The organism is Chloracidobacterium sp. (assembly GCA_025057975.1).
Classification (GTDB): Bacteria; Acidobacteriota; Blastocatellia; order Chloracidobacteriales; family Chloracidobacteriaceae; genus Chloracidobacterium.
Map to the genome: position 1 here is coordinate 184,156 of JANWUV010000004.1, position 24,803 is coordinate 208,958.

Sequence of the window (24,803 nt, forward strand, 5' to 3'; positions counted from 1 at the left end):
CCGCCACTCAAGCGGCGCAAGTTCTCCTTGGCTCTGGATTGAAGACGCGCTTACAAGCGGATTGAAACCTTCCTTTCGCGCCGTCACATGTGTGACTAGCCGCGCGAACTCTCTGGATTGAAGACGCGCTTACAAGCGGATTGAAACGACCTCAACCCCGGCCGCCGGCCGGGTCTTAAGTCTGGCGACGACTCTGGATTGAAGACGCGCTTACAAGCGGATTGAAACTCAAAGTCGTTTCGTCAATCGTCCAAACCTTGCGCCCGGCATCCTCTGGATTGAAGACGCGCTTACAAGCGGATTGAAACGCTGAAGTTCCACCGCTGTCCGGTTCACTGGGACCGGGCAGCTCTGGATTGAAGACGCGCTTACAAGCGGATTGAAACGGTTGTGCATTTCCCTAAGAGAGGTTATCGAACTCGCAAGAGTCTGGATTGAAGACGCGCTTACAAGCGGATTGAAACCATTGCTTGCACCTCCTCGCGTTAGATGATTCCATTCTACTCAACTCTGGATTGAAGACGCGCTTACAAGCGGATTGAAACGGTAGTGGCGCTTCTGTCGGGATCGCGAAAGAAGCTGGTCGTCCTCTGGATTGAAGACGCGCTTACAAGCGGATTGAAACCCGGCAGCCGGCTTGTCGCATCTCGTGGATCAACCGAGAGAAACTCTGGATTGAAGACGCGCTTACAAGCGGATTGAAACTAGGGGCGGGAGTTATTTACTTTTTGAACAAGGTCCTGCTCTCCACTCTGGATTGAAGACGCGCTTACAAGCGGATTGAAACTCGTTCGTTGTTCGGTTTTGAACGGTTGCCAGTTGAGTTTGACTCTGGATTGAAGACGCGCTTACAAGCGGATTGAAACCTAGCAAAAAAAATGCCCAGCCCTACTGGGCTGGGCGTGGCTTTAGTTGAAGCTGCACTTACAAGCAGATTAAAACTTTTACAGCGTTTTGGAAAAAACTGGCTGCACAGCGTCGGCGTTGAGATAGGCGTCGAGCGTCATGCAGATGTTGCGGACAAAGGGACGCCCCAACGTCGTGACCGTTAGCCGGTCGCCCTCAAAGCGAATTAGCCCGTCATCCTCCATCACCCGCAACGACGCCAAGCCGGCACGGAAATCTTCCTCAACCTCCGCCAACGGCAGCTCCATATTGCACATCAGCTGGTTGATCGCAGCGCGTCGCCGTTGGTCGTCTAGCGTCAGCCGATGGCCGCGCACAATCGGCAACTCGCCCTGGTCAAGCACTCGCTGGTAACGCCCTAGCTTGGCGTCATTCTGCGCGTAGTAGCCGGACAACTCACTGATGCCGCTCATCCCAAAGGCGATGAGGTTCGACGCCGGCCGTAGCGTGTAGCCCATAAAATTCCGGTGCAGACGCTTCTCACGAGCGGCGGCAGCTAATTCGTCGTCCGACCGCGCAAAATGATCCATCCCAACCCAAACGTAGTCGTCCGCCGTCAACCGTCGCTGGGCGTCGTCAAACATCGCAAAGCGCGTCATTACGTCGGGCAAATCCTCCGTCCGAATGTGACGTTGTTTCGGACGCAGCTTCGGCACATGCGCATAGTTGAAAATCGCCAGCCGGTCCGGCCGCATCGCCAAGACGGCGTCCACCGTCCGCTCAAACGTGGCGCGCGTTTGCAACGGCAACCCGTACACCAAGTCGAGGTTGATGCTTTCAAAGCCGACTTCCCGGCAGGCCGCAAAGACGCCCACCGTCAGCGCCTCCGGCTGGTGACGCCCGATCGCCCGCTGTACCTGCGGCGCAAAATCCTGTACGCCCAAACTGATGCGCCGAAACCCCAGCGACCGAATGTGCTTGAGTTGCGCCAATGAGGCGACGCGCGGATCAATCTCGATGGACATGTCGCCGCTCCAATCAAGGTCAAACGCCGCCTCAATCGAACGCACCAGCCGCTCCATTTGACGCGGCGTCAGAACATTCGGTGTCCCACCGCCCCAGTGCATCTGGACGACGCGCCGCCGCCCATCAAGCAACGCGGCAATCAAGGCAATTTCCCGCGCCACACGGTCAAGGTAGGCGTCCACCACCTCCGTCTTGCTCGTAACGGCGTTGTTGCAGCCACAGTACAGACACGCCATCGCACAAAATGGCAAGTGAACGTACAAACACAACTCGGCTGCGTCCGGCGCTGTCGCTAACTCCCGCAACGCCGCACGGTAGTCGTCCGCACCGAAGGTGTCGCTCCAAACCGGTACGGTCGGATAGCTCGTATAGCGCGGCCCCGGACGACTATATTTTTGCAGTAGGCGTTCGAGGTTCGGGGTCGTCATCGCTTGCCTCCTTCTTTCGACGCAGCGTGACCAACTGCGGGGACTCCGACGCAACTTTGGACGTGTCGAGATCACGTGGGCCGCCGCAGGCGACAATCCCGCCGATGTAGTCCACATCCGCACGCAGCGGCGAACCGGCGCTGTTGAGCGCCGCCAGTTGGTCGCGGCTCAGAATCCGTGATTCGTCGAAACCCAAATCAACCTCGATCCCCAATCCCTTCCGCTTGACGCGCCCAAGGTCATAGAACCGTTTGGTCGCCGTCATTTTCAGAAACGCCTTCAGACAGCCAAGCATATACTTGCGCTTGAAGGCGTCGCGGATGAAGGGATACTCCAGAAGAGCCTTCCGACTGTAGAACTTGCCGTACATCTTCAAGACGCTTTTGAGCACTTCTTCACGCTCCATCTCATCGGGCTGCAGGATGGGCGTCACGAAGTTGTAGCGGGAATAGTCGCGCACTTCGACGCGATCCTTGAGTTCCTCAAACAACTCCGAGAAGGGCCACGGCGTGTACATATTCCAGTTCGCCATGTCCGGGTTCCAGTCCAGCGCCAGTTCATAGGTTTCCTTGAGCGTTTCGGGCGTTTCGTTTTCCAGCCCCATAATGAACTGCGCTTCGGCTACCATCCCGTTGGCTTTGAGCAACTGAATGGCGCGCTTGTTTTCCTGAATGGTGGTCTCTTTGCGGAAGCGGTTGAGATTCATCTGCGTGGCGGCTTCCGTGCCGAGCGAGACGTGAACCAAACCCGCCCGGCGGTAGAGCGGCAGCAACTCGGCGTCGCGCAGAATGTCGGTCACGCGCGTGTTGATGCCCCAGTACACATTCAGCTTACGGGCGATGAGCGCCTCGCACAGCGCGACAAACTTTCTCTGGTTGATGGTCGGCTCCTCGTCCGCAAGGATGAAGAAGCCTACTTGGTGCTCTTTGACGAGGATTTCAATCTCATCTACAAACTTTTCCGGCGTCCGCGTCCGGTACTTGCGCCAGAACTTCCACTGTGAACAGAAGCGACAGGTGAACGGGCAGCCACGGGCGAAATTAGGCACGGCGACGCGCACGTTGAGCGGAATGTAGATGTACTGCCCCCAATCCAACACGCTCCAGTCGGGCGTTAGTGAATCCAAGTCGGCAATCGGCGGATGAGCCGGCGTGGCGACGACGTTGCCTTCGTCGTCGCGGAACGCAATGCCGCGAATAGTGTGACGGGTTCGGCGGTCATCGCCAGCCTCGATGGTGCGTAGCAGGTTGACGATGATTTCCTCGCCTTCGCCGCGTACGATGTAGTCAATCCACGGTGCTTCCGTCAGCACCTGACCATACATGAAGCTCGGATGAATGCCGCCAAGAATCGTGACGGCGGTGGGGTTGATGTCCTTGACCAACTTGAGGGTGTCTTGCGCCTTGTAAATCATCGGCGTAATCGCCGTCGCCATCACGATGTCGGGTTGGTTAGCGCGGATGATGTCGGCCAGCGCCGCGTCCGGCAGGTCGAGCGCCATGGCATCCACAAAGCGATAGTTCGTGTAACCGGCGTGCTTGAGCGCCCCGCCGATGTAGGCCGACCAGCTCGGCGGCCAGTTGCCGGCGATTTCCGCGCCGCCGCAGTGGTAGTTGGGTTGGAGCATCAGGATTTTCATGGCGCGTCCACCTCGCAAAATAACAATGACAACAAGGGATCGCGGGGTTGAGGCGCGCCGCCCCCTCCCCGCCGGGGTTTTCGTTCTTTATCCAACGTACATCACCGTCACCGGACGGACGGGGATTTTTTGAGCCGGGTTTCAGATTTTTGTGGACGCGACATCCCAGCGGACGAAGACAATTTCAATGCTAGCGTTTGTAATCCACTTCCTGAAACAGGGCTTTGGTCGTCCCTGCGCGCTTGAACCGGCGTACGGGGTTCTTGGTTGCGTGAACGACAGCCTTTGACACCTTGTCCATAAAGGGTTTCGCTTATGCCTGACGCCGGCGCGGTACTCGCATCTCCCCCGGTCGCACCAACGACCGGCGCGCGTGTTCAGCCCACGGTTGAGCATCCGGCGACCGTTAACCGGTTTGTGGAAGAAGTCTATGCTGAGTTGCGGCGGCTTGCGCATGCGCACATGCGGCGTGAACGCCCCGGCCATACCCTCCAAACCACGGCGCTGGTGCATGAGACCTACCTACGGCTGGCCAGCTGCAAAAACATCAGCCTCCGCGATCGCCGGCAATTTTTCAGCTTGGCGAGCCGCATGATGCGGTGCATTCTCGTGGATTACGCCCGTGGGGTGGCCGCCGCCAAACGTGGCGGCCGGCGCACATCTGGTCATTCACCGCGACCTGAAGCTGGGCAACATTCTGGTTTTGGACGACACCGAAGCTGATTGACTTCGGCATCGCCAAGCTGCTGGCGGAGCAAGAGCGGGCGACTAAACGGCGCACCACCACGATTCAGCGTGCGATGATGCTGCCATACGCTAGCCCCGAACAGGTGCGGGGAGCCGGTCACCACTACCTCAGATGTGTATTCGTTGGGGGGTGGCGCTGTACGAACTGTTGACGGGTTCGCTGCCGTTTTGCGCCGCAGAGGGATCGCCGTCGCTGGAGTAGTCGCTGGAGTATCAGACTTCAACATGTCGAGTTCAACATGTCGAGCCAACGCCTCCCAGCGCAGTGACGGGCAACTGTGACGTGGCGGGCGACTTGGACGCCATCCCTTTGCGCGCCATGCATAAGGACTCGCAGGCGCGCTACGCCCCGGCGGAGCAACTGGCCGCCGACATCGAGCGCTACCTGCAGGAGTGGCCCGTCTTGGCGCGTGGAGCGTCGGCTAGCACAGGAACGCGCCGAACAACGATTTCAGGATACTTGGCGGCTGGCGTGGTCGAATGTCTTTGAGCTGCCTGACGCCATCGCGCGGCTGTCCGGTTCAACAGCAGTGCGGGGCTGTTAGTGCAACAGACCCTGGGGTATCTGGATCGCCTCGGTCAGGAAGCCGGCGCTGACCCAACCTTCCACCGGGAGTTGGGACGCGCGTATATCCGCGTTGGCAAGGTTCAAGGAAGGCCCTACACAGCGAATCTCGCCGACGTACCTGGCGCGCAACAAAGTTATGCAACCGGCTTGCTATGGCTAGAAAAGGCGCATCAGGCGCGGCCGGCTGATTCGGCGCGTCAACGTGATCTGAGCGTTAGGCACATAGCCGAGTTGCTGATGTACCGGCTTGGCGACTTTCCTCAAGCACGGCGGCATTTGGAGCGCGCGGCGGCGCTCCGCAAAGCCTTGACTGAGGCGCACCCCAGAGACCCGGAAGTAGAGTATTTCAACGCGACGTTGGCGATTGCGGAGGGCGATTGATACCACACGCAAGGCAATGTCGCCGAAGCCTCAGACGGTTTGACGTTGCCCACCACATCTTGGCGCTACTCGCCACGGTGCCGACAGCCGAACCGGATCACCGGCGCAAGCTGGCCGGAGCGCTTTAGCGCAAAGTGTATTGCTTGGTGTCCCTTGGCTTATGTGCTGAAAACGCAGGACTGCCGGTCGAGGCGAAAATGACGTACCTGCGGGCGTTGGAACTGCGCCGGACAGCCCTGGCGCTGCGGAGACAACTGGCGGCGGCGAATCCGGCGTCGGTTAAGTTGCGGCGGTCGGTGCTAGACAGTCTAGTGGACGAAGCCGTGATTACCGGCCGGCTGGGGCGTTACGCGACGGCGCGGATGCTCTTTGAGAACGTCTTTGGGCAATTTCAGGCGCTGGCGGCAGAGGATCAGACCAACCGCGAGACATGGTTTCTTTATTGAGCTGCTTTGCGATGATGGAGGAGGCGGCCGGTCGGCCAAAAGCCGCGCTGGCGCAATGGAGACGAATTGAAGTTTTGGCGCACAGATTGGCGGAAGCCGGTTGCGTTGGGAAGGAGGCTCAAGTGGTGTCGTCTGAAACACTGGCCAACGTGATGCGGCTGACGGCGCAGTGCGGAAACCGGAAAGCAGCACTGGCCGCCGCGCGTGAGTTTGAAACCCACCTCGCCGCCTTCCCGCCTGATGAACTCCGCCGTATGTCGTACCTGCTAGGGTTGTTGAAGTCTACCGACGATCGAATGAACACGAAGCCGCTCAGTGGGTACAGGCGTCGTTGGCGGAATGGTTGGCGCAAACTGATACGGCATCGGCGATGCCTGAAGTCAGCGGCCTAGCGGCGGACATCTACTTAGACGAACAAGCTCCCGACCTCGCAAATCCGCACCAGGCGGTTGAGTTAATGCAGCGCGTCATGGCGCAACTCGGCGACGGACGGTTGTTGCTGATGCCGCTGCTTGTCAAAGCGTTGGAGCGTGTCGGCGACCGCGACGGTGCCGAGCGTCAACGCCGAGTGCATGCGCACACCCTACGCACACTGTACGGAGAGCATGCCTGAGTGACGGAAAGCGCAGGCGTCCTACCGGCAAGAAAATCGTCGGTTGGAAGCTCTGGTCTCGACGGGTGCGCGTTCAGCCAGCGGCGCAGCGCGCCACTGACTTGGCGGTTTCAGGGAGCGTCGCGCGCAAATTGGCTATGACGTGGGCGGCGCAGGCGTGGCCACTCGTCACAGCGCTCTCAATTGTGGCGGGCAGTTCCGTATTCGTCCAGTCGCCAGCCAAGTAAAACCTTGCAACGCCAATCTTGTGCGGCGGACGGAGGCTTTCCGCTGCGGGCGTCGCCGAAAAAGTCGCTTGCTGCTCCTTGATAACCCGCGCGTGAACTAGTTGCGCCTTATTGACCTTTGACGTAACCCGCTTTAAATCGTCTAAAGCCAGATTAATCAAGTCTTTAGCCGGCATGTGGGCGATGTCGTAAGCGGCGCTGACGACCAGTGCGAGATGGTGTAAGCCGGAGACCGGCGTCGTGAACGCCCGCTTATTGAAAACCCACTGGATGGTCGTCCCGATGAGACCAACAAACGGCGCGTCAAAGATCGGCCGGTCAAACCATAGGTTGACCGATACAATCGGCGAACTGGTCAGCCGAGCGGCGTTCGGAACGAGTTCACCGGCGTACTTGGCGACATCGTGCGGCGGGGCGCTGCTAATGCAGGCGGCGGCCGGAATAGCTTCCCCATTCGCCAAAACAACGCCGGTAAAGCGTCCGCGCTCGACGCGCACCGTTTTGACGGCGGCCTGTAACCGTACCGCGCCGCCGCGCGCTTCAATGAAGCGCCGCGCCTGCTCGACGTACAACTCGCTCAAACCAACGGTTGGAAAGACCAGCTTTGAGTCGTCAAAACTTCCGCCGAAGCCCTGATGCAGGACGCGCATGAGCAGGACGGCGGCGGCGCGCTCCGGCGACTCATTCAGCGTGGCGGTGACAAGCGGATCCCAAAATCGTTTCCGCATGCGCGGCGACTGCCGACAGTCGCGCAGCCAGTCAGCGACCGTCGCCTCCGCGTAGCGGGCGCGATAGTTCTGCTTGGCGCGCAAAAGATTCCACCCGACGCGCAGCGTCCCCAGCTTATCGGCCGGCGACAGCCCACCCAAACGGAGCAGTCCAGCCACCATGTGCAGCGGCGCGGGCAGCGGCGGACAGATGAATGACGCCGCGCCGTCCGGCGCAAGGAAATCTACGCGCGGCGCATCAAAGGCGCGTACGAGGTGTCGGCTGCCGATCCGTTCCAGAAAGCGCAGCGTCTCGTGGTAGCAGCCCATCATCAGGTGCTGGCCGTTGTCCACCGTGTCACCGGTGGGTTCGTCCCGCAGCGAATAGGCGCGGCCGCCGAGGCGAGGACGGCGCTCAAGCACCAGTACGCGCACACCTTGTTCGGCCAGCGCTGTCGCCGCCGCCAGCCCGGCGAAGCCACCGCCAATCACGATGCATTCCCAAGGCGCTGTCATCGGGGCGGAAAGGAAAAGGCGTGCCGCTGGGACGCGCCTGTGTGACCACGATCTACGTCCGACCTACGGGATACGGATGACCTGTCCGGGATAAATGAGGTCGGGGTCTTTGATGGTGTCCCGGTTGTGTTCATAAATTTTCTGCCACGTCGTCCCGTACTGTGCAGCGATCTTGCTCAACGTGTCGCCGGCCTTGACCGTGTAAGTCCGCCCGCCGCCGTCATCCGTAATCGCAAAAACGAGATCGCCGGCGCTAAGCGAAGGGTCAATGATTTGCCAAGCCTCAAGGAGTTTTTGCTTGACTTCCGCCGTCGTGGAGCCGGAAAGCGTCAGCACGCCGTTGGCTTCCGAAGCGGAAAAGTTTGACACGCCGTGCTGGTGCGCCATGTCAATGAGCGAACGGTATTTCTCGGTTGCGGACATCGTAGCGCCCTCCTATTGCTCCACCAGTTCGGCGGAGTTGACTTTCTTCGGTTTGGCCGAACCGACGGCAGCCAGCGCGGCAGCTTTCTTGCCTTTCGGCACCGTCCCCTTGACAGTGACTTCGCCGTTCAGGACCGTGACGGCGACGCTGGTGAATTTCTCCTTCATGAGTGCAGCTTCGACGGCGCTCTTGAGCTGGATGTCTTCCGGCGACGGTTTGGGCGGCTCTGGCGGCGGCGGTGGCGGCGGCGGCTGTTGTTGGGCGGGCGGCGGCGCGGCCGGTTTTTTCTCTTCCGAAGTGCAACCGGTTGAGACCATTACACCGGCGGCCAGCGCCAAGCCTAGGCAGGCTGTTGTGAAACTGCGGTGGCGTACCATGCGCGGGCTAAATCTCCTAAAACTGGTGATGGCTGTGGGAGCGCGAGCCTACCATACCCTCTTGGCGCCAGCCCAGCGGTAAGATGGGAGTGGGCGGCTCTAATAGGGATTGGGCGCACCTGCCACACACCGCGCCGTATCGCGGGCGATGAGCAGTTCCTCGTCAGTCGGAATGACGTAAACGGCCAGCCGCGCGCCGTCCTGACTAATCAGACCTTCACGGCGGTTGACGCACTCATGGTTGCGGGCGGGGTCAAGAACTAGTCCAAACCAATCCAAACCGTCGCAAATCCGGGCGCGTACTTCCGCTGAGTTTTCTCCAATCCCGCCGGTGAAGACCACGGCGTCTGCGCCGTTCATGGCGGCGAGATACGCACCGATGTACTTCTTCGCGCGGTAGCAAAACATACTGACGGCGAGTTTAGCGCGGCGGTCGTCGTGTTCACGGATTTCGTCCAACAGGTCGCGCATGTCGTTGGTGAGGCCCGATATGCCGAGCAGCCCTGACTGTTTGTTGAGGAGAGCTTCGATTTCGCGCGCCGTGAAACCTTCCTTCATTTCGAGGAAGTCCACAATTGAGGGGTCGAGGTCGCCGCTGCGCGTCCCCATCATCAGACCTTCAAGCGGCGTGAAGCCCATGGAGGTATCTACCGACGCACCAGCTTTGATGGCGCAGGCCGAGCAGCCGTTCCCTAAGTGGAGGGCGACAATGTTGGTATCTTCACGGGATTTGCCAGTGATTTGACGGTAGCGAAAGGCGACATAGCGAAACGATGTGCCGTGAAACCCGTACCGGCGTAATCGGTGGCGGCGGTAGAGTTGGTAGGGGAGAGCGTAGAGGTATGCCGTTTCCGGGAGGGTTTGGTGAAAAGCCGTGTCAAAGACGGCGACCTGTGGGAAGCCAGGGCCAAAGACTTCAGTGCTGGCGCGGATGCCTTTCAGGTTCGCTGGGTTGTGGAGTGGGGCAAGGTCAATACAGGCTTCGATGCCGCGAATGACGTCGTCAGTAATCAGCGTGGAGCTGGTAAAGCATTCGCCGCCATGGGCGACGCGGTGCCCGACGGCGTGAATATCGGAAATGCTCTGGACTTCGGCAATGCCAGAATCGCTGGAACAGGCCCAGCGCAGGATTTGCTCGATTGCCTGCCGGTGATCGCGGACAGGGGCGGTTTGGCGAGAAACCTTGCTGTCCACGCGGAAGGTCAGAACGGCCTCGCCACCGATACGTTCGACAACGCCGGCGGCAAGCCGCCGGTCGGCGTTGTGTTCGATGGCGTGGAGGTCAGTGGCGATGATTTGGAATTTGACGGAAGAACTGCCGCAGTTGAGAACAAGAATGTTCATCGTAGAGCCTCACGGAAAGCTGCAGAGTTGATGGCCGCCTACCCTTGAGCCTAATGGCATCACTTGAAGTGAGTGTGACCTTACGGCAGTAGATAGGGCAAGGCGACCGTTTTTGGCGCACAAGGGTAAGGACGCTTTTACCCACACATTTGGCTTGCCCCGGCTTTGAAGTTTTGTTTGCCGCCTATCGGCGCTGCGCTGAACGTTCCTCACTGGTGGTAGCATGGGCTGGCCCGCTCGAAGGGCAACGTTTCGGCGTCCGGTGGCGTCGCCATGCCGCTCCGTCGCCGTCCAAGCGTTCACTGAGCACAACGACGCAACCCTTCCTGACAAGGAACGCCATCCCCACACGAGGAACCACCGCCATGCGTGCTATGACCATCCTATGCGCTGTTCTGTGGATCGGGACGCCGGGCGACGGCGTCCTGACCGCCCCACAATCCGCCGCGCAAGGAACAACCGCCGCCGCGCCTGATGCGATCGCCGCTTACAACCAAGGCAATCAGGCGCTATCCGCCGGCCGCTATGAAGAAGCCATCCGCTTCTACACCCAGGCCATCGAGCGTAAGTCCGATTTTCCTGAAGCCCACAACTGGCGCGGGTTCGCCTACCGGGCGCTCGGCCGCCGCGAAGAGGCGCGGCAAGATTTCAACCGCGCCATCCAACTGCGCCCTAACTACGCCAAAGCCTATGAAAATCGCGCACTGACGCTCTACGAAATGGGCGAATACACCGAGGCTGTCAAGGACTATAACGAAGCGCTCAAACTCGACCCCAAAGCGACGACCATTTTCGGCTACCGTGGGCTGTGTCACTTTGCACTTGCCCAGTACGACGACGCCATCCGCGACTTTGACGCCGCCATCAAGGCCAGTCCGCGCGAGACGTTGTGGCTGGTTTATCGCGGCGACGCCTACAACGCCAAAAAGGACACCCAGCGGGCGCTGGCTGATTTTGAACAGGCCTTGCTACTTGAGCCGAATAACGTCCGCGCGCGGACGGCGCGGGGCGTCCTGCTCTATGGACAGGGCCAGTACGAACGCGCCATCGCTGATTTCAATGTCGTTCTGAACGCCGAGCCGAACAATCAAGACATCCTCGCCTATCGCGGTCAGGCCAACATCGAACTCAAACGCTTTGATCGCGCCGTCAAGGACTTCGATGAACTCGTACGACTTGCCCCCAACAACGCGCGCGGCTACGTCGGGCGTGGCTTTGCTCGCTTCCAAGTCAAGGACTACGCCCTCGCCAAAGCCGACTTCGACCGCGCCATTGAACTTGACCCTAACACCGGCAAGGTTTTCTGCTACCGCGCGATGACGTACCGCGAGCTGGCGCAGCTAGCAGCCGCCGACGCGGATTTCAAGCGGTGCTTCGCGCTCGATGTCGGGCAGAAGGCCGTTTACGGCAAGGCCGCCGAGGATGTCGCTGCGCAAATTGCGCCGCCACCGCCGCCGCCCCGTGACGAGCCGCCGCCGCAGACAACACGGCGTGACCCTGCGCCAAGCGACCTGCCGCAAAGCTCGCCTACAGCTGGCGGTCGACCGCGTCGTGCGCCTGTTCAGCCGCCGGTCAGTGACTCAGAGGGAGACGCCGCCGCCCCCTCTCCGCCAAGCGGCACGCCGCCGCGCAACCGTCCGATTCCAAACCAAGACCCGCCGCCCTACGACGACGAGCCGGCGACCGGCGGCTTGCTACGTACGCGGCCGCCTGCCAGCGCAGGCCGTCCGCCCGCCAATGCCGTTTCGAGCATCGGCAACCAGCAGGCGCTGGATTTCCTACGCGCCGTGCGCGACGGCAACGAAGCGCGTGTTCGACAAATGCTTCAGCAAGGTATGTCGCCCAACATTGTCGCCGCCAACGGCATGACGGCGCTGATGACGGCGGCCGAGGCCGGCTTCGGGCGCATCGTGCAGGTGTTGCTGCAAGCGCAGGCCGACACTGACGCAACCGATATGCACGGCAGGACGGCGTTGATGTACGCTGCGCGTACCGGCGACATCGCGTGCGTGACGGCGCTGCTGGCGCGCAGCGGCGCAACCGTCAATCTTCAGGACGAGGACGGCATGACGGCGCTCATGCACGCTGCCGACCGCGGCCATCGGGCGGCGGTGCGAGCAATTCTAGCGCGACGGCCGGACGTGAATCTGCGGAATCGTTCAGGACTCTCGGCCTACAACTTGGCCGTACGGCAGGGTGACATCGAGATTATCAACGCCATCCGCGCCGCCGGCGGCCGGTAGTCGGCGGAGTGCGCCCCTTGCTGTCTCACATCGGGCTTGCGCCTGCCTGTGGGGAGCAGCGAGGAACAGAAGCGGGCAGCCAGAAGTCGTTTAGCCACACCTAATTCGCCGGCGGTTCATTGGCGGCGGCCGCGACGACCACCCGTTCCGCCAGCGCACGGTCAACCCGAAGCTGACCGCTCTCCTTCATCCGCGCTTTGACGCTGTCAATGTAAGTCTCGAACAGGTTGTTGGCGCGGTCGCCGCGCAAACGATCAAAGATTTGTTTGCGTTGTTCGGCGAACTTCGTCAAATCGGCGTCCTTCCGCGCCGTCACGGCGACGACCGCCACTGTCGGCGCGGCGTTGCGGGCGGCGTAAAGCGGCATCGGAATAAGTTCGCCCACCTTGACCTTTTCGGCGTTAGGAAACGCCGCCGGAAAGGACTTGTTGTCCAAGTAGGCGGTGTCATTGAAATCTTTGATTTCCTGAACCTTGAGCTTCATCGCTTCAGCGGCGGCCTTGAGGCCGGCGGCGTTTTTCGCGGCGGCGATCAGTTGCTTAGCGCGGTCATAAGCCTTTTGCAGGGCTTTTTCCTGCTTGACCTTAGCAATAACCTTATCGCGGACCTCATCTAATGTCGCGTCACCCGGCTTCTTGATTTCGACCAACTGCGGAACCGCAAACCCGCCGCGAATCCCAACCTTTTCCCCAACTTCGTTTGGCTCAGTCAGTGCCGATGTTTTCTCTTCAAACGAAGGGTTGCTGCCGATTTCAGGAACATCATCGCCCGGCATAAAGAACGGTGTTTCGCGCTTAACCTCTTCCGGCTTGAGTTTGAGTTTGGTGGCGATTGTTGCGGCGGTTTCATCAAAGTTTCGCGTCCGTGACAGCAACGAGACAGCTTCGTCGGCGATTTGCGACGCCTTGGCGTAGGATAACCGATTGCGAACGATGGCGAGCAATCCCGGCTTAGCTTCCTCAAACGTCTTTACCGTACGGTCAAACACCTTGAAGATGTAGAAGGCATTGCCGCGTCGGACGGGGTCGCTAACTTCGCCGACGCCTAGACTGAAGGCCGCTTCAACCGGGTCATTGGGCTTGACGTTGGCCCGTTCGATAACGCCCAGGTCGCCGCCTTTGGGAGCTGTCGCCGTATCCTGTGAGTTGCCCCGCGCCAGCGCCGCAAAGTCTTCCGCTGGGACGCCCTCCTTACCGCGTGCGCGTGCGACCAGATCATTCGCCTTCTGGAGTACTTTGTCTTCGTCTTTGGGTGTCAGTACTTTGAGGACAATCTGGCTGACTCGAATCGTCTTCACCTGTTTGTTCGGGTCATATTCCCTTTGGAGTTCCTCATCGGACACCGGAATGATTTCCGCCGCCTTGTCCTGACTAACGTAGATGTAGCGCACTTTGCGCCGGTCCTTTGTGAAGCGGAAATCTTCTTTGTGGGCGTCAAAGTATGTGCGTAGCTCTTCCTCTGTAGGCTCGGCGACTTCTTTCTCGAAGTCAGAAGCCGCTAGTGTGACGTAGCTCAGCTCAAAGCGTGTATTTTGACGGCGATACTCTTCTTCCGCTTCACGTTGCGAAACCTGTACGCCGCTGGTGATGAAGTTGCGCAGCTTTTCTTCCAAGATTGTGTAGGCTAAATCACGCTCAAACGCCACGTAGTTGGTTCCCATCCGTGCCAGTTGCTTTTTATACTTCTCAACACCGATGAAGCGTCCGTTTTCATCACGGAACTGCTCGCGCAAGCGCTGCTGGATTTCCCCTTCCGTAGCCGTCAAGCCGAGTCGCTCAGCTTCCAGTTCGATGATGCGCCGCCGGATCAACTGCTGCAAAATTGCGCGGTCGCTACCCTGCTGCCGGAGTTGCTGGATGCTCAGCGGGAAGTTGGCGCTGCCGGAAGTCAGTTGCGCTGCGTAGCGGCGATACATGCCGACGAGATTGTTCAGCGATTCGGTGTATTCCTTGGCCGTCACCGTCCGGTTGCCGACACGCGCAATAACCGTATCTTCGGGAACGGGTTGGACAGTTTTTGGGCCGCTCGCACCAAACAGTGACCGTGACGGCAGCGAGTACGCCAAAACCATGATGAACCCTAGAAAGCAGATGATGGCAATCAGCAGGGTGCGGCGGGATTTGAGCGAGGAACGAATCGCAATTGACGTTTTGGATTGAGCCATGGGCGTCGAACAGTCCTTGCGTGGTGTCGCAGCTGCCCGTGCAGCAAGTGAAGCCTGCGAGGGTACTGAATTCCCCGTATGAGCGCAATTGGTGTTTTAGGCGGTGGTCGCCGTAGCAGGCGCCGATGTTCGGTTTGCGTTTGAGGGCGCGGACTTTTCGGCTTACTTGAAAACTGCGCCCATGGTTATCTGGCCGTCAAACCAGCCAGCCGATGTCTGGGTGATAGGCGCGACCTAGCAGTCGTCCTTCCAGACTGCGGTGGTGCTGGTGGTCATGCATGCGGCGGACGACAGCGTTCGGCGGCGTATAGCCGTATGACAACGACTGCCGCCGGACATAGTACGTCCCAAGGACGGCTGGCACGAAGACCAGCATCCGCCCGTCCTCAACCAAATGCAGAAATAGTTCCCAGTCTTCGTTGCTGTTGACGGCAGAGTCGGTTTGGAAGCCGCCGCACTGAAGCAGTTGATAAGCATCGCACAGGCTGCACAAGTCAACTTCGTTCGTATGAAAGAGCGACGACCGATAGGCCAGATTTGACCGGAGTCCCGTCACGCGCCCTTCCTCGCGGACGACGAGGTTGCCGTAGACGACGGCCGCGCCGGTGTCGCGGATGGCGCGGACGAACAAAAACAAATTGTCGCCGAGGAGTTCATTGTCGGCGTCGAGCCAGCAGATGTAGCGATAACGCGCCATCTGCAAGATGCGGTTGCGGGCTGCGGCCGGCCCCTGCTGTTCCGGCTGAAAGACAACGTGCAAGGTAATGTCGGTCAAGGCAGCGCTCGCGTGTGCGAGCCATTCAACCGAGCCGTCCCGCGAAGCGTCGTCCACGACGACGACTTCTCCGGCGACCCCCTGTGCGGCAAGGGCGCGCAGAGAGCGGCGAGCCGACGCCAAACTGCGCGGCAGAAACAGCCGGTGATTCCAGTTCGCCATGCCGATGGTGACGCCGTCCGCCTTAGAAAGTTGCGTCATGCCAGCCACCCCACGGCGGGATGGTACATCCGCCCGATGAGCCGCCCTTCGCGGCTGCGCAGCTCGTCTTGGTCGAATATGCGCCGCAGGCGATGGGCCAACGCCTCCGGCGCGACCGTATGCAGCGAACCCGGCGACCGGTGGTAGTACCCGAACACCGCCGGGACGAACACCACGCGGGCGTTGCGCGCCAGCAGGCGCATCAGGAGTTCCCAGTCCTCAAGTAGCCCGCGCGTCGTGACGTAGCCACCGGCCGCCAGCGCTGCGTGTGCGTCCAGCAGGGCAAAGCTGTCCACGTAGTTCTGCCGATACACGCGCGCGTGCAGGGTTTCATTGGAGAGCAGGTCAGGCTGGCCGTCGCCCAGGACGATGAGGTTGCCGTAGGTCAGCGCCGCATCGGTTTCAAGGGCGGCGCGATAGAAAAGCCACAGGTTTTCCGGTTCGAGTTCATTGTCGGCGTCGAGCAGGCAGGCGTGGCGATAGGCGGCTTGCGTCAGCCCGACGTTACGCGCCGCGCCCAGCCCGCCGTTTTTTTCAAGCCATACGACGCGCGTTGCGAGGTCGGGGTACTGCGCCGCCAGATGGAACAGGTATTTTTGCGAGCCGTCCCGCGAGGCGTCGTCCACGATGAGCAACTCGCAGGCGACACCGCGCGCCTGAAGTCGCCGCATGCCGGCGAACGCCGACCGGATGGCGCGGGGCAGGCAATAGCGATGATTCCAGTTCGGAACGAGGATGGAAACGCCCGCGCGTTTTGACATGAGCGCCGTTTCACTTTCAGATCGTGGAAAAAACTCCCATAGGCAGCGCGCAGATGCCGCTACTGCTCAACTGTTCCTTACTTGCTTACGCCGCTGAAGCCATCGCTCGAAGGAGGCGGGGCTTTCCTCTAACCTTCGCCCCAACAATAAGCCTTCAATGCCTATGTCCTCGTCAAGCTCCGGCCAGTGGATGCCGTAGCCTGCGCCGCTGATTTGGAAACAGGCGCGCTCTTCGGGCGTTCCATGCGCCAAGCGAGGATGCCAGGCAATCGGCACGGCGATGGCCCGCTCATCTTAATCTATAGAGAGCGTATCGTCGGTAACTTGAACGTTGGTGATTCTAGGCGGAGTGAAGATTGCCGCCGCAGAAAGCAGCCCATCCATGTCGTAGCCTTATCAATATTCTCTCGAATGATGGGTTCAATGTCCCGTAACTCTTTCGGCTATAGCCATGACTCTTGACCAGCACAACGTCAGGGTCAAGTCAGAACTTGGCGCTCATGTTTTCACTTACGTGGACGTGAGGCAGCTCGCTGCAATTGTTTGACTAGAAGTCAAAACGGTACGGCCCAAGACGTAACGCCGTCGGCATAGACGACTCAACTTCTCAAAGATACTTTCAATCCCGTCGCCACAGCGCCGCAAAGGCCGTCCCCAAACTCGGCTGCTCAAGCCACTCGTCGCACAGGCGGACAACCAGCCGCCATGGCTCGTCGGTCGCTGCGAAGTTACGCAGCTCGTCTATTGAAGCCAAAACACCGCCGAGAGGTCGTAACGCTGCGGCGTAGCGCGCGTCAAGCTTGACCGGACAGGCCCCGGCAAGCAAGGCGTCCAGCGCACGGAACGACTCAAAATACGGATGCTCGTGGTGTGAGACCCAGACGTAAAACTGCGTCTTTTCGAGGACGCGCTCCAACTGCGCCTTGCCCAGTCGGCCGCGGTCGGCGCGTACCTGAAACGGCTCGCCTGGCGGCAGGAACGCCAGTCCGTTCGGCCGCCAATCGGCAAGCGCCGCCACCAGCGTAGCCCGCTCTGGCGTCAGCCCACCCACGACCGCCCACGGTATGGGTCGCCGGTTAAAAGCTTCCGGCGGCAGAGCGCGGACGCTCATCAGCTTGCCTTTTTCGGCTTCCGTCGGCGCGTAGCGCAGAAAGCGATAGACGTTTGAAGCGACGCTTTCCGGCGACGCCTGCGGTTGCCGGCCCAGATCAAGGATGGTCGTCCAGTCAGGGCCGTCCAACTGCCGCTGGAACCAAATGGTTCCCACGCACTCCGCAACCAGCAGAACGCGCTCCGGCGCGCTATTGACCTTTGACATAAGCGCGTCGGCGTCCGCGCGGGACAGACGCGGATCGTTCACGGTCTCAACCCAGTTGACGACGACGACGCGCGGCGCGGTCGGCGCGGCGAGCCAGGCGGGCGCGTCCCAGAGGCGCGTATGCTCGCGTAGCGCGGGCGGCAGATCGCGCCACAGCCGCTGCGCCAAATCGGCGTAAAACCAGTCCGTCGCGGCGCTGTACACGATGTCGGTTTGAGAAACGGTCATGAGTTTGCGTCTGCGTTTCTGGCAAGGATGGCGGCAAAGGCCTCGCCAAGGGACGGACGCGCCAGCGCCGCCGCGTAGGTCGCCGCCAGCAACGCCGCCCGTCCTCGGCTTTGCAAGGCTTCTTCAAGTGCGTCAAGCGAGGAGAAGACACAGGGCGCGGTGGCAAAACAAGCCACATGGTCGGGGTCAATCTTGACGGGCAATGCGCCGCAGCGCAGCGCGTCGTGGACGCGAAAGGTCTCAAAGTATGGAAACGGGTGCTGCGCGCGCCAGATGTAAAGCTGCGTGCGCTGAAGCAGACGTTCCAGGCCGTCTTGGGTGAGGCGTCCGCTGCCCGGCCGCGCCGGGCCAGCCTCAGTCAGCAGGAGAAAGCCGTCTGGCCGCCGGCGGACGAGTTCCTGCGCGAACGCGATGCGGGCCGGCGTCCGCATGCCGACCAGCGCCCACGGGATGGGCCGGTCGTCGTCGCCCGCCGATAACGCAGCGCGGCGGCGGGCGAAGTCGTCCAGCTCGGCGCGCGTCGCTACCGTCCCAAGGACGTGATAGGGTAAGCCGCGGTACGCTTCCGGTAGCGGGTAGCCGAACCACCCGACTTCGATGAGTTCCGTCCACGCGACGCCTTCGGCGAACTGTTTGTCGAACCATTCCGTGCCGACGCACTCGGCGGAAAGCAGCGTTCGGCGGGAGGCGGCGGCCAGACGCGCGCAAAGCTGCGAGACTCGTCCGCCAAGCATCGGCTCGCGGACGACTTCCTCCCAGTTGACGACGACAACGTGCTCATGCGACTCGCCGGCAAGCCATTCAACCACGTTGAGCAGGCGCGTCGTTGCGCGCAGGTCGGCGGGTAGGTCGGTGTAGAGCCGCCGGGCGAAATCCGCGTGATACCAGTTGTTGGTATGGCTGTAGATGATGTCTATGCCCACGATATGCATGCCTCTCCGCCGCATCCGGCGGCGCCTCGCTGCGGCGGCTTTGCTGATTGTCTCGCTCCTTAGTTCAGGGACGCCGGCGCAATCCACCTTGGCGACGCTGACCGGCGTTGTTGTGGACGACCAAGGTTCGCCGGTCGCCGGGGCGATGGTGACGGTTCACGATACGCGGCGCAACGTTGTTCGGGAAGTCGCCACGGACGCCCGCGGGCGCTATGCGTTCACGGCGCTGGCACCGACGACCTACCGGGTGACGGCGCGGCGTCCGGCGCTGGGCGTCGCCACCGAAACGCTTGTCACCCTTAGCCTTGATGAACAACGCGAACTGCCGCTGACGCTCCTGCCGACAGCGGTGTTTGACGCCGAAGTGCGCGCCGATGCGGTTGCGCTCGAAACGACCAATCCGGGCCTCAGCCGCGCCGTCGGCGAGCGCGAGATTCAAACGCTGCCGCTGGCCGGACGCAACTTTGTGGATTTGGTCAAGCTTTCGCCGGGCGTGACGCCCGGACGGGAAAATGTCGGCGGCGGGCCGTTCAAAGAGCCGGACATCGGCGTCGGCGCGGCGGCTGCGCCGCGCATCGCCTTCGGCGGCCAGACCGAACTCAACACGCTCGTCCAGCTTGACGGGCTGGATCACGTCCAGACCGTGACGGGCCTGCCGCGCGCGACGCCTTCAACCGAGGCCGTTGAGGCTTTTCGCGTCGCCAACGCGACGTTTGAAAGCGAGTACGGGCGCTCGCTCAGCGGCTTTGTCAACATCCTGACCAAATCGGGAACGAACGACCGGCGCGGCAGCCTGTACGCCTTTGTCATCAACGACGCCGTCAACGCGCGCCCATTGCTGGCGGGGCCACGCCCGGTGTTGCGCCAGCATCAGTTCGGCGCGACGCTCGGCGGGCCGCTCAAGCGCGACCGGCTGTTTTTCTTCACGAGTTACGAAGGGCAAAGACGCGCGGAGTCGAACCGCTTTTCGCAGGTTATCTTTGCCAACCTTGAAGCAATCAATCGGGTTCGTCGGCACTACGGCCTAACGCCGGAGACAACCGACCAGTTGCGGACGGGCGACTATGACTTGGGCTTTGGGCGGCTGGACTGGCGACCTGACGACCGCCAATCGCTGGCGCTGCGCGTCAACGCGCTGGTCGGAACGACATGCGGCTTTCTGGGCGGGGGCGGGCGGGCTTCCCCGGCGTCCACAACGGCGCGCGACAATCGGACGACCGATGTCACGACAAGCGGGGCTTACACCGTCGCGTTTTCGCCGACGCGCGTGGGCGAGTTGCGCGGCCAGTGGGCGCGCCGGGATTTCAGCTTTCGCCCGCGCTTCGCCGAGCCGGCGCTGGAGCTGCCGAACCTCATCGTGATGGGCAAGAGCACTTCCGACGTGGACGACTACCGCGAAGACCGCCTTCAGCTTGCGGGCGCGTTCACGCAGTTGACGGGCGCGCACACGGTCAAGGTCGGCGGCGACTGGTCGCGGCTCGCCGACGCCGCGCAGTGGGATTTGTTCTATCCGGCGCGCATCATTTTCGGCGGCCTGCTGCCGGCATTTTTCAACCGGACGCCGGATGGGCGGCCCGACCCGCAGCCGAGCACGTTTTGGTTTCCGTTTGTCACCGGGGCGACGACGGCTCCGCCGATTCCGTTTCCCTTCCGGCAAGCCGTCCCGGACGCGCTGCTGCCGAACGTGCGAACCCGTCTGACGCACGCGCATTACGGCGCGTTTGCGCAGGATCAGTGGCGGGCGACGCCGGCGCTGACCGTGACCTACGGCCTGCGGTACGACGCGGAGACCTACCCGCGCCGCTTCCTTGACCGGCGGGACTGGAACAACATTCAGCCCCGGCTGGGCGTCGCGTGGGGTTTGAGCGGCGGGCGAGGCGTTGTCCGGGCGGGCTACGGGGTATTCGTTGACCGGATCGCGTCGAGCGTCGGGCAGGTCATTTTCGGCGCGGAATGGATTTCGCGGGGCGACGTAGCGACCGCCCAGCAGCTTTTCGCGGATGTGGCGCGGTTTCCCGGACGGTTTCGGCAGGCGACAATTGGTGGGCCGCCGTCGGCGACCTCGCCGATTGGCGCAGCGCGCGCGGCTGACATTTTCCTGCGCGGGACGACGAACGCGCCGCCCGGCTACGGCGTCCCGGTCGGAAGCGCGTTGCCGCCGGGGACGCTCCCCTTACCGACGCCGGAAAGCGGCGCGACGGCCAGTTTCGCGGACAACCTTAGCCGCCGCCTGCGCAATCCTTACGCCCAACACATCGCGCTGGGCGTCGAGTATGAAGCGTTTGGGGTGGCGTGGTCGGCGAGTTACCTGCGCGTACTGGCGCTCAAGCTGCCTGGACACACCGGCAATGTGAACGCCTTTCAGACAGGCGTTCTGCCGACCGGCAAACCGATCCTTGGCGGGCGGCGATTTGCGGAATTGGGGCATTTCTTTGTGACGGACAACCTCGGCGCAAGCGGCTACCACGGCGGCTTTTTCGCAGTGCGGCGCGCATGGCGCAGCGGCTGGTCGTTTTCCGTCGCGCATACGTGGTCAAAGACGCTCACGACCGTGGATTCCGTCAATAACTTGGCGGATTATCCGGAGGGTCTAACGCTGGAGCGGTTCTTGTCGCGGCAGCATGCGACGCATCGGCTGGCGGCGACGGTTGCCGGGGAGTCGCCGCGCCAAACTGGTTGGTTGGGCGGCTGGCAGGGCGCGATGGTTGTGGCGCTGGAGAGTGGGCGGCCGTTCAACGTCTTCGCCGGGGGCGATTTCAACGGCGACGGCAACCCCAACAGCGACCGCCCCGGTCTTTTGCCGCGCAACAGCTTTCGCGGCCCTAGCTTTGCGACCGTGGATATCCGGCTGGGACGTAATTTTCGGCTTGGTGAGCGCATCCGTCTGGAAGTGACGCTGGATGCGTTCAACCTCGCTAATCGGGTCAACATCCGCGATGTAAACTTGGCGTATGGCGGTATCAACTTGGCGGCGCCGCCTAACCCGTTGCTTCAGTTCGGCGCACCGCGCGACGTGTTCGGTGCGCGGCAGTTGCAGATGGGTGTCAAAACGCGGTTTTAGAGTCGCTTCCGTGCGGGTGCAGTGGATTCTCCGAGCGAGCCGCATACGTGGCATGCGGATGAGCCCCACTGCGCTCTCTAAATGGCGAGCTAACTCAACGGATTGTCCTCGGAAAGCATCCGGCTTGCGACAACGCGCTTGAAGACAGGCTCAATGGTTTTCTAGCCATACACGCCACCATCGCAGCTCACTGTTCCTGCTGGTAAAAATGATTTTTCAACTGGATTGAAGCTATTTCCGTGGTTTGGTGGCTTGCAGCCGACTTTGGAAATCGGCAAGCTTGCAAAGACTGTTTTGCTGAAAAGGGGAGAAATCTGCGCGTGCAATTGGAAAAGGCTTGGCGGTTTGGGCGTCACAGTTTTTGGGTGTTGATGTTGAGTGCGAGCGTCGCCTTGCCATTCACAACCACAGGACAAGCGCAACAGGACGGCGGCACGCGCCCGGTACGGGTGACGGCGGTGCATACCCTTGTCGGCGGACGTGTTCGGATTCAGTTCGACGACGCCTTCCGCGGCGCCTTCCGCCGCGCCCGCATCGCCTACGATGCCGTGGGCGCTTCAACGACGGAAGGCGACGCTCTGACGCTGCCGGTGGCGGATGGACTGTTTGACTTGGCTTCAGGACGTGGTGTGATGGTCTGGCGCGGCGGGCTGGCGCTGGAGACGCCTAAAGCCGACGTGGATTTACGCGGTCTGCGGCTTGACGCCATTGGTCGGTCGCCGTTGTTGTGGGCGACATTGGTCGTTGAGGGGGAGTTAGACAAAACCTTCCCGCTGTGTACGGTGACGTTGCCGACGGAGCAGCTTCCTGTCCGGCTTATCGGCGGGCGCGTCTTGATGCTGCGGAATGTCGAACTGCGCCTGACGCCGGAAGGCGCAGCGTGCCTCAATCGGCTGGCTGAACAGGAACAATTTGTCGCAGGTCAGATAGTCGGCGTCGCCAACATTATTGGCATCGTTGAGTAAAAAAGTCGTTTCCGGCGGCCACACACCCGGCAATGAAGGTTTTTCTCACGGGCGGCACGGGGTTTGTCGGCGCGAATGTCCTGCGTGAACTGCTGTCCGGCGGGGCCGCCGTACGAGTGTTGGCGCGTCCCAACAGCGACCGGCGCAATCTGGAAGGCTTGGCCTTTGAACTGGTGGAAGGCAGCCTTGACGATCCCTCGCGCCTGACGCGCGCCATGGATGGCTGCGAGTGGGTTTTTCACATCGCCGCGCACTACAGCCTGCTACGTCGTGACCGGGCGGCGATTTACCGCACCAACGTGGAAGGTACACGACATATCTTGCAAGCGGCGCGGGCCGCCGGCGTCAAGCGCATCGTCCACACCAGTTCCGTCGCGGCCATCGGCGTGCCGCCGGAAGGACAAGTCGCCGACGAAACCTTCCAGACGACGGTTGAAGAACTGGTCGGCGACTATAAGAAGTCGAAATTCCTCGCCGAACAACTGGCACGGGACGCCGCCCGCGAAGGGCTGCCGGTGGTGATCGTCAACCCCAGTACGCCGATTGGCCCTTATGACATCAAGCCGACGCCAACCGGCGACATCGTGCTGCGGTTTTTACAGCGCCGGATGCCGGCCTACGTGGACACTGGGATGAATCTCATTCACGTCCGTGACGTAGCGGTTGGACACATCCGCGCGGTAGAAAAGGGGCGCGTCGGCGAGCGGTACATTCTCGGCCACCGGAACATGACACTGAAGGAAATTCTCGACATGCTGGCCGCCATCACGGGACTGCCCGCGCCGACGCGCCGCCTGCCCCATTGGCTGCCGATTGTTGTCGGAGCGGTGGATGAATTTTTCCTCAGTCGGCTGACTGGTAAACCGCCGACGGTGGCGTTTGATTCGGCGCGGATGGCGGCACGTCCGATGTACTATGACGCCACGCGCGCCGTCACTTACCTTGGTCTGCCGCAGACGCCCATCGAGACGGCGCTTCGTGAAGCCGTCAACTGGTTTCGAGAGCATGGCTACGTGTAAAGCGCAGGGGGATGTTCCGGGAGCAACGGCGGTATTGATGACGGTACGGGAGACAGACACGCCAGCTATCCCGGCACCGACCGAGTTGGCAGTGTGCGTCCGTGGCTGGTTCGACGCCGCTTACTGTGCGCAACTCGTCGCAGGCGTCTATGCCGCCCGTGCGCGCTGGGTGGAGGCGTTCGGCGGGTTGCAGTTTTCGCTAGGACGTGCGTGGTACACCGATTTGGAAATGGGGCGCGAAGACGTTTACTTCGCCGAGGCATCAGCGCATAACGCACTTGTTGAGCGGTATGCGCCGGGCCTTCAGCGGCGAATGCGACGACTCGTGCGCGCGGCCGTCGGCCGTCCCGTCGTGCAGCGCGAAGGCTGGCGTGGGGCGGGCATTCACATTTTCCCGGCGGGCGGCTGGGCGGCGCAGCAGGGCGGCGATATTCACTTCGACACTGAAGGACTTTTGCCAGAACAGCTTGCCGCGCGTGCGCCAGCGCTAACTGTCGTGGTCATGCTGCAGCCGCCGGTTACGGGCGGCGGTCTGCGGCTGTGGGACGCCGTTTATGTCGGCGCAGATGAACCATCGCCGGAGCAGTTGGCGCGGCCGCATGCGACGGTCACGTACGGCGTCGGCGATGCCCTCATCTTCGACAGCTACCGGCTGCATTGGATTGAGCCGTTCACGGGTGACCGCGACCGCCTTTCGGCCACGCTCCACGCAGTGCGCGTCGGCGAGATTTGGGAGAGTTGGTTTTAGCCGCCTTGCTACGGTCAGGCTGCGTCAGGGGCGCGACAGGCGGCGTTTCCGCCGCCTGCAATACGACAGGCGCTCCGTGCTGGAAAGCTTTTAGGTTTG

The 24,803-nt window shown here is 61.5% G+C and carries 24 protein-coding genes and 1 CRISPR repeat array (1 of these 25 running past the window's edge); of the genes, 11 read left to right on the plus strand and 13 right to left on the minus strand.

Going from position 1 to position 24,803, the window contains the following annotated elements:
- Positions 1–942: direct repeats of the CRISPR family, unit length 37 nt; unit sequence CTCTGGATTGAAGACGCGCTTACAAGCGGATTGAAAC (it extends 4,793 nt beyond the left edge of the window).
- A 2-nt stretch (positions 943–944) separates the two neighbouring features.
- Together hemN and bchE are read right to left on the minus strand one after the other, a co-directional pair.
- Complete coding sequence (gene hemN / locus NZ585_05020) at positions 945–2,300, minus strand: oxygen-independent coproporphyrinogen III oxidase (protein ID MCS7079400.1); 1,356 nt, start codon at positions 2,298–2,300, stop codon at positions 945–947.
- Positions 2,260–3,939, minus strand: a complete 1,680-nt coding sequence (gene bchE, locus NZ585_05025; protein MCS7079401.1) for a magnesium-protoporphyrin IX monomethyl ester anaerobic oxidative cyclase — start codon at positions 3,937–3,939, stop codon at positions 2,260–2,262. Before bchE ends, hemN begins: the two co-directional genes overlap by 41 nt.
- Positions 3,940–4,254: 315 nt before the next feature.
- Here bchE and NZ585_05030 point away from each other — a divergent pair, with 315 nt between their 5' ends.
- From NZ585_05030 to NZ585_05055, 6 genes are all read left to right on the plus strand, one after another.
- On the plus strand, positions 4,255–4,662 hold the full coding sequence (locus tag NZ585_05030) for an ECF-type sigma factor (protein MCS7079402.1): 408 nt from the start codon (positions 4,255–4,257) through the stop codon (positions 4,660–4,662).
- Between the two features lie 289 nt (positions 4,663–4,951).
- A complete protein-coding gene (locus tag NZ585_05035; GenBank protein ID MCS7079403.1) occupies positions 4,952–5,176 on the plus strand; it encodes a hypothetical protein in 225 nt (74 codons plus the stop codon).
- Between the two features lie 54 nt (positions 5,177–5,230).
- Complete coding sequence (locus NZ585_05040; GenBank protein ID MCS7079404.1) at positions 5,231–5,635, plus strand: hypothetical protein; 405 nt, start codon at positions 5,231–5,233, stop codon at positions 5,633–5,635.
- Positions 5,636–5,832: 197 nt separating this feature from the next.
- The gene (locus NZ585_05045; protein ID MCS7079405.1) at positions 5,833–6,081 is read left to right on the plus strand and encodes a hypothetical protein; all 249 of its coding nucleotides are present in this window, start codon (positions 5,833–5,835) and stop codon (positions 6,079–6,081) included.
- Positions 6,082–6,092: 11 nt separating this feature from the next.
- Positions 6,093–6,473 carry a hypothetical protein gene (locus NZ585_05050; protein MCS7079406.1) on the plus strand — a complete coding sequence of 127 codons (381 nt, stop codon included), beginning with the start codon at positions 6,093–6,095 and terminating at the stop codon, positions 6,471–6,473.
- Positions 6,452–6,694 (plus strand): hypothetical protein, encoded by a 243-nt coding sequence (locus NZ585_05055; GenBank protein ID MCS7079407.1) that lies wholly within the window; start codon positions 6,452–6,454, stop codon positions 6,692–6,694. The genes NZ585_05050 and NZ585_05055 overlap by 22 nt, the downstream gene beginning before the upstream one ends.
- Before the next feature lie 73 nt (positions 6,695–6,767).
- Here the strand turns inward: NZ585_05055 and hpnE are convergent, their stop codons facing one another.
- From hpnE to NZ585_05075, 4 genes are all read right to left on the minus strand, one after another.
- Positions 6,768–8,144, minus strand: coding sequence for a hydroxysqualene dehydroxylase HpnE (hpnE, locus tag NZ585_05060; protein ID MCS7079408.1), 1,377 nt, complete (start codon positions 8,142–8,144; stop codon positions 6,768–6,770).
- Between the two features lie 63 nt (positions 8,145–8,207).
- The gene (locus NZ585_05065) at positions 8,208–8,567 is read right to left on the minus strand and encodes a LysM peptidoglycan-binding domain-containing protein (GenBank protein ID MCS7079409.1); all 360 of its coding nucleotides are present in this window, start codon (positions 8,565–8,567) and stop codon (positions 8,208–8,210) included.
- 12 nt (positions 8,568–8,579) lie between these two features.
- The gene (locus NZ585_05070) at positions 8,580–8,945 is read right to left on the minus strand and encodes a hypothetical protein (protein MCS7079410.1); all 366 of its coding nucleotides are present in this window, start codon (positions 8,943–8,945) and stop codon (positions 8,580–8,582) included.
- A 99-nt stretch (positions 8,946–9,044) separates the two neighbouring features.
- The gene (locus NZ585_05075) at positions 9,045–10,289 is read right to left on the minus strand and encodes an acetate kinase (protein MCS7079411.1); all 1,245 of its coding nucleotides are present in this window, start codon (positions 10,287–10,289) and stop codon (positions 9,045–9,047) included.
- Between the two features lie 365 nt (positions 10,290–10,654).
- Between NZ585_05075 and NZ585_05080 the strand changes: the two genes are divergently transcribed.
- Entirely contained in the window at positions 10,655–12,532 is a 1,878-nt protein-coding gene (locus tag NZ585_05080; protein MCS7079412.1) for a tetratricopeptide repeat protein, read from the plus strand.
- Positions 12,533–12,632: 100 nt separating this feature from the next.
- Here the strand turns inward: NZ585_05080 and NZ585_05085 are convergent, their stop codons facing one another.
- The 6 genes from NZ585_05085 to NZ585_05110 all read right to left on the minus strand — a co-directional run bounded on the left by NZ585_05085 (position 12,633) and on the right by NZ585_05110 (position 18,911).
- Complete coding sequence (locus tag NZ585_05085) at positions 12,633–14,696, minus strand: SurA N-terminal domain-containing protein (protein ID MCS7079413.1); 2,064 nt, start codon at positions 14,694–14,696, stop codon at positions 12,633–12,635.
- A gap of 196 nt (positions 14,697–14,892) precedes the next feature.
- Positions 14,893–15,672, minus strand: a complete 780-nt coding sequence (locus NZ585_05090; protein MCS7079414.1) for a glycosyltransferase — start codon at positions 15,670–15,672, stop codon at positions 14,893–14,895.
- Positions 15,669–16,433 (minus strand): glycosyltransferase, encoded by a 765-nt coding sequence (locus tag NZ585_05095; protein MCS7079415.1) that lies wholly within the window; start codon positions 16,431–16,433, stop codon positions 15,669–15,671. Before NZ585_05095 ends, NZ585_05090 begins: the two co-directional genes overlap by 4 nt.
- 66 nt (positions 16,434–16,499) lie before the next feature.
- Positions 16,500–16,715: a DUF2442 domain-containing protein gene (locus NZ585_05100; protein MCS7079416.1), complete on the minus strand. Its 216-nt coding sequence runs from the start codon at positions 16,713–16,715 to the stop codon at positions 16,500–16,502.
- A gap of 337 nt (positions 16,716–17,052) precedes the next feature.
- The gene (locus tag NZ585_05105; protein ID MCS7079417.1) at positions 17,053–17,979 is read right to left on the minus strand and encodes a hypothetical protein; all 927 of its coding nucleotides are present in this window, start codon (positions 17,977–17,979) and stop codon (positions 17,053–17,055) included.
- Complete coding sequence (locus NZ585_05110; protein ID MCS7079418.1) at positions 17,976–18,911, minus strand: hypothetical protein; 936 nt, start codon at positions 18,909–18,911, stop codon at positions 17,976–17,978. The genes NZ585_05105 and NZ585_05110 overlap by 4 nt, the downstream gene beginning before the upstream one ends.
- Between NZ585_05110 and NZ585_05115 the strand changes: the two genes are divergently transcribed.
- Complete coding sequence (locus tag NZ585_05115; GenBank protein MCS7079419.1) at positions 18,895–21,972, plus strand: TonB-dependent receptor; 3,078 nt, start codon at positions 18,895–18,897, stop codon at positions 21,970–21,972. The two genes, NZ585_05110 and NZ585_05115, sit on opposite strands and share 17 nt — an antisense overlap.
- A 161-nt stretch (positions 21,973–22,133) precedes the next feature.
- Here the strand turns inward: NZ585_05115 and NZ585_05120 are convergent, their stop codons facing one another.
- Complete coding sequence (locus NZ585_05120; protein MCS7079420.1) at positions 22,134–22,328, minus strand: hypothetical protein; 195 nt, start codon at positions 22,326–22,328, stop codon at positions 22,134–22,136.
- A 36-nt stretch (positions 22,329–22,364) separates the two neighbouring features.
- On the opposite strand from NZ585_05120, the gene NZ585_05125 reads away from it, so the two are divergent.
- Genes NZ585_05125 through NZ585_05135 form a run of 3 tightly spaced genes read left to right on the plus strand, consistent with a single transcriptional unit; the run spans position 22,365 to position 24,704 of the window.
- Entirely contained in the window at positions 22,365–22,937 is a 573-nt protein-coding gene (locus NZ585_05125) for a hypothetical protein (GenBank protein ID MCS7079421.1), read from the plus strand.
- Positions 22,938–22,969: 32 nt separating this feature from the next.
- Complete coding sequence (locus NZ585_05130; GenBank protein ID MCS7079422.1) at positions 22,970–23,956, plus strand: NAD-dependent epimerase/dehydratase family protein; 987 nt, start codon at positions 22,970–22,972, stop codon at positions 23,954–23,956.
- The gene (locus tag NZ585_05135; protein ID MCS7079423.1) at positions 23,943–24,704 is read left to right on the plus strand and encodes a 2OG-Fe(II) oxygenase; all 762 of its coding nucleotides are present in this window, start codon (positions 23,943–23,945) and stop codon (positions 24,702–24,704) included. Before NZ585_05130 ends, NZ585_05135 begins: the two co-directional genes overlap by 14 nt.
- The last annotated feature ends 99 nt before the right edge of the window (positions 24,705–24,803 follow it).

Excerpts from the sequence above, each read along its gene's own strand:
- hemN (MCS7079400.1), bottom strand. The coding sequence starts at position 2,300 with ATGACGACCCCGAACCTCGAACGCCTACTGCAAAAATATAGTCGTCCG.
- bchE (MCS7079401.1), bottom strand. The coding sequence starts at position 3,939 with ATGAAAATCCTGATGCTCCAACCCAACTACCACTGCGGCGGCGCGGAA.
- NZ585_05030 (MCS7079402.1), top strand. The coding sequence starts at position 4,255 with ATGCCTGACGCCGGCGCGGTACTCGCATCTCCCCCGGTCGCACCAACG.
- NZ585_05045 (MCS7079405.1), top strand. The coding sequence starts at position 5,833 with ATGACGTACCTGCGGGCGTTGGAACTGCGCCGGACAGCCCTGGCGCTG.
- NZ585_05050 (MCS7079406.1), top strand. The coding sequence starts at position 6,093 with ATGATGGAGGAGGCGGCCGGTCGGCCAAAAGCCGCGCTGGCGCAATGG.
- NZ585_05055 (MCS7079407.1), top strand. The coding sequence starts at position 6,452 with ATGCCTGAAGTCAGCGGCCTAGCGGCGGACATCTACTTAGACGAACAA.
- hpnE (MCS7079408.1), bottom strand. The coding sequence starts at position 8,144 with ATGACAGCGCCTTGGGAATGCATCGTGATTGGCGGTGGCTTCGCCGGG.
- NZ585_05065 (MCS7079409.1), bottom strand. The coding sequence starts at position 8,567 with ATGTCCGCAACCGAGAAATACCGTTCGCTCATTGACATGGCGCACCAG.
- NZ585_05070 (MCS7079410.1), bottom strand. The coding sequence starts at position 8,945 with ATGGTACGCCACCGCAGTTTCACAACAGCCTGCCTAGGCTTGGCGCTG.
- NZ585_05075 (MCS7079411.1), bottom strand. The coding sequence starts at position 10,289 with ATGAACATTCTTGTTCTCAACTGCGGCAGTTCTTCCGTCAAATTCCAA.
- NZ585_05080 (MCS7079412.1), top strand. The coding sequence starts at position 10,655 with ATGCGTGCTATGACCATCCTATGCGCTGTTCTGTGGATCGGGACGCCG.
- NZ585_05085 (MCS7079413.1), bottom strand. The coding sequence starts at position 14,696 with ATGGCTCAATCCAAAACGTCAATTGCGATTCGTTCCTCGCTCAAATCC.
- NZ585_05090 (MCS7079414.1), bottom strand. The coding sequence starts at position 15,672 with ATGACGCAACTTTCTAAGGCGGACGGCGTCACCATCGGCATGGCGAAC.
- NZ585_05095 (MCS7079415.1), bottom strand. The coding sequence starts at position 16,433 with ATGTCAAAACGCGCGGGCGTTTCCATCCTCGTTCCGAACTGGAATCAT.
- NZ585_05105 (MCS7079417.1), bottom strand. The coding sequence starts at position 17,979 with ATGACCGTTTCTCAAACCGACATCGTGTACAGCGCCGCGACGGACTGG.
- NZ585_05115 (MCS7079419.1), top strand. The coding sequence starts at position 18,895 with ATGCCCACGATATGCATGCCTCTCCGCCGCATCCGGCGGCGCCTCGCT.
- NZ585_05110 (MCS7079418.1), bottom strand. The coding sequence starts at position 18,911 with ATGCATATCGTGGGCATAGACATCATCTACAGCCATACCAACAACTGG.
- NZ585_05130 (MCS7079422.1), top strand. The coding sequence starts at position 22,970 with ATGAAGGTTTTTCTCACGGGCGGCACGGGGTTTGTCGGCGCGAATGTC.
- NZ585_05135 (MCS7079423.1), top strand. The coding sequence starts at position 23,943 with ATGGCTACGTGTAAAGCGCAGGGGGATGTTCCGGGAGCAACGGCGGTA.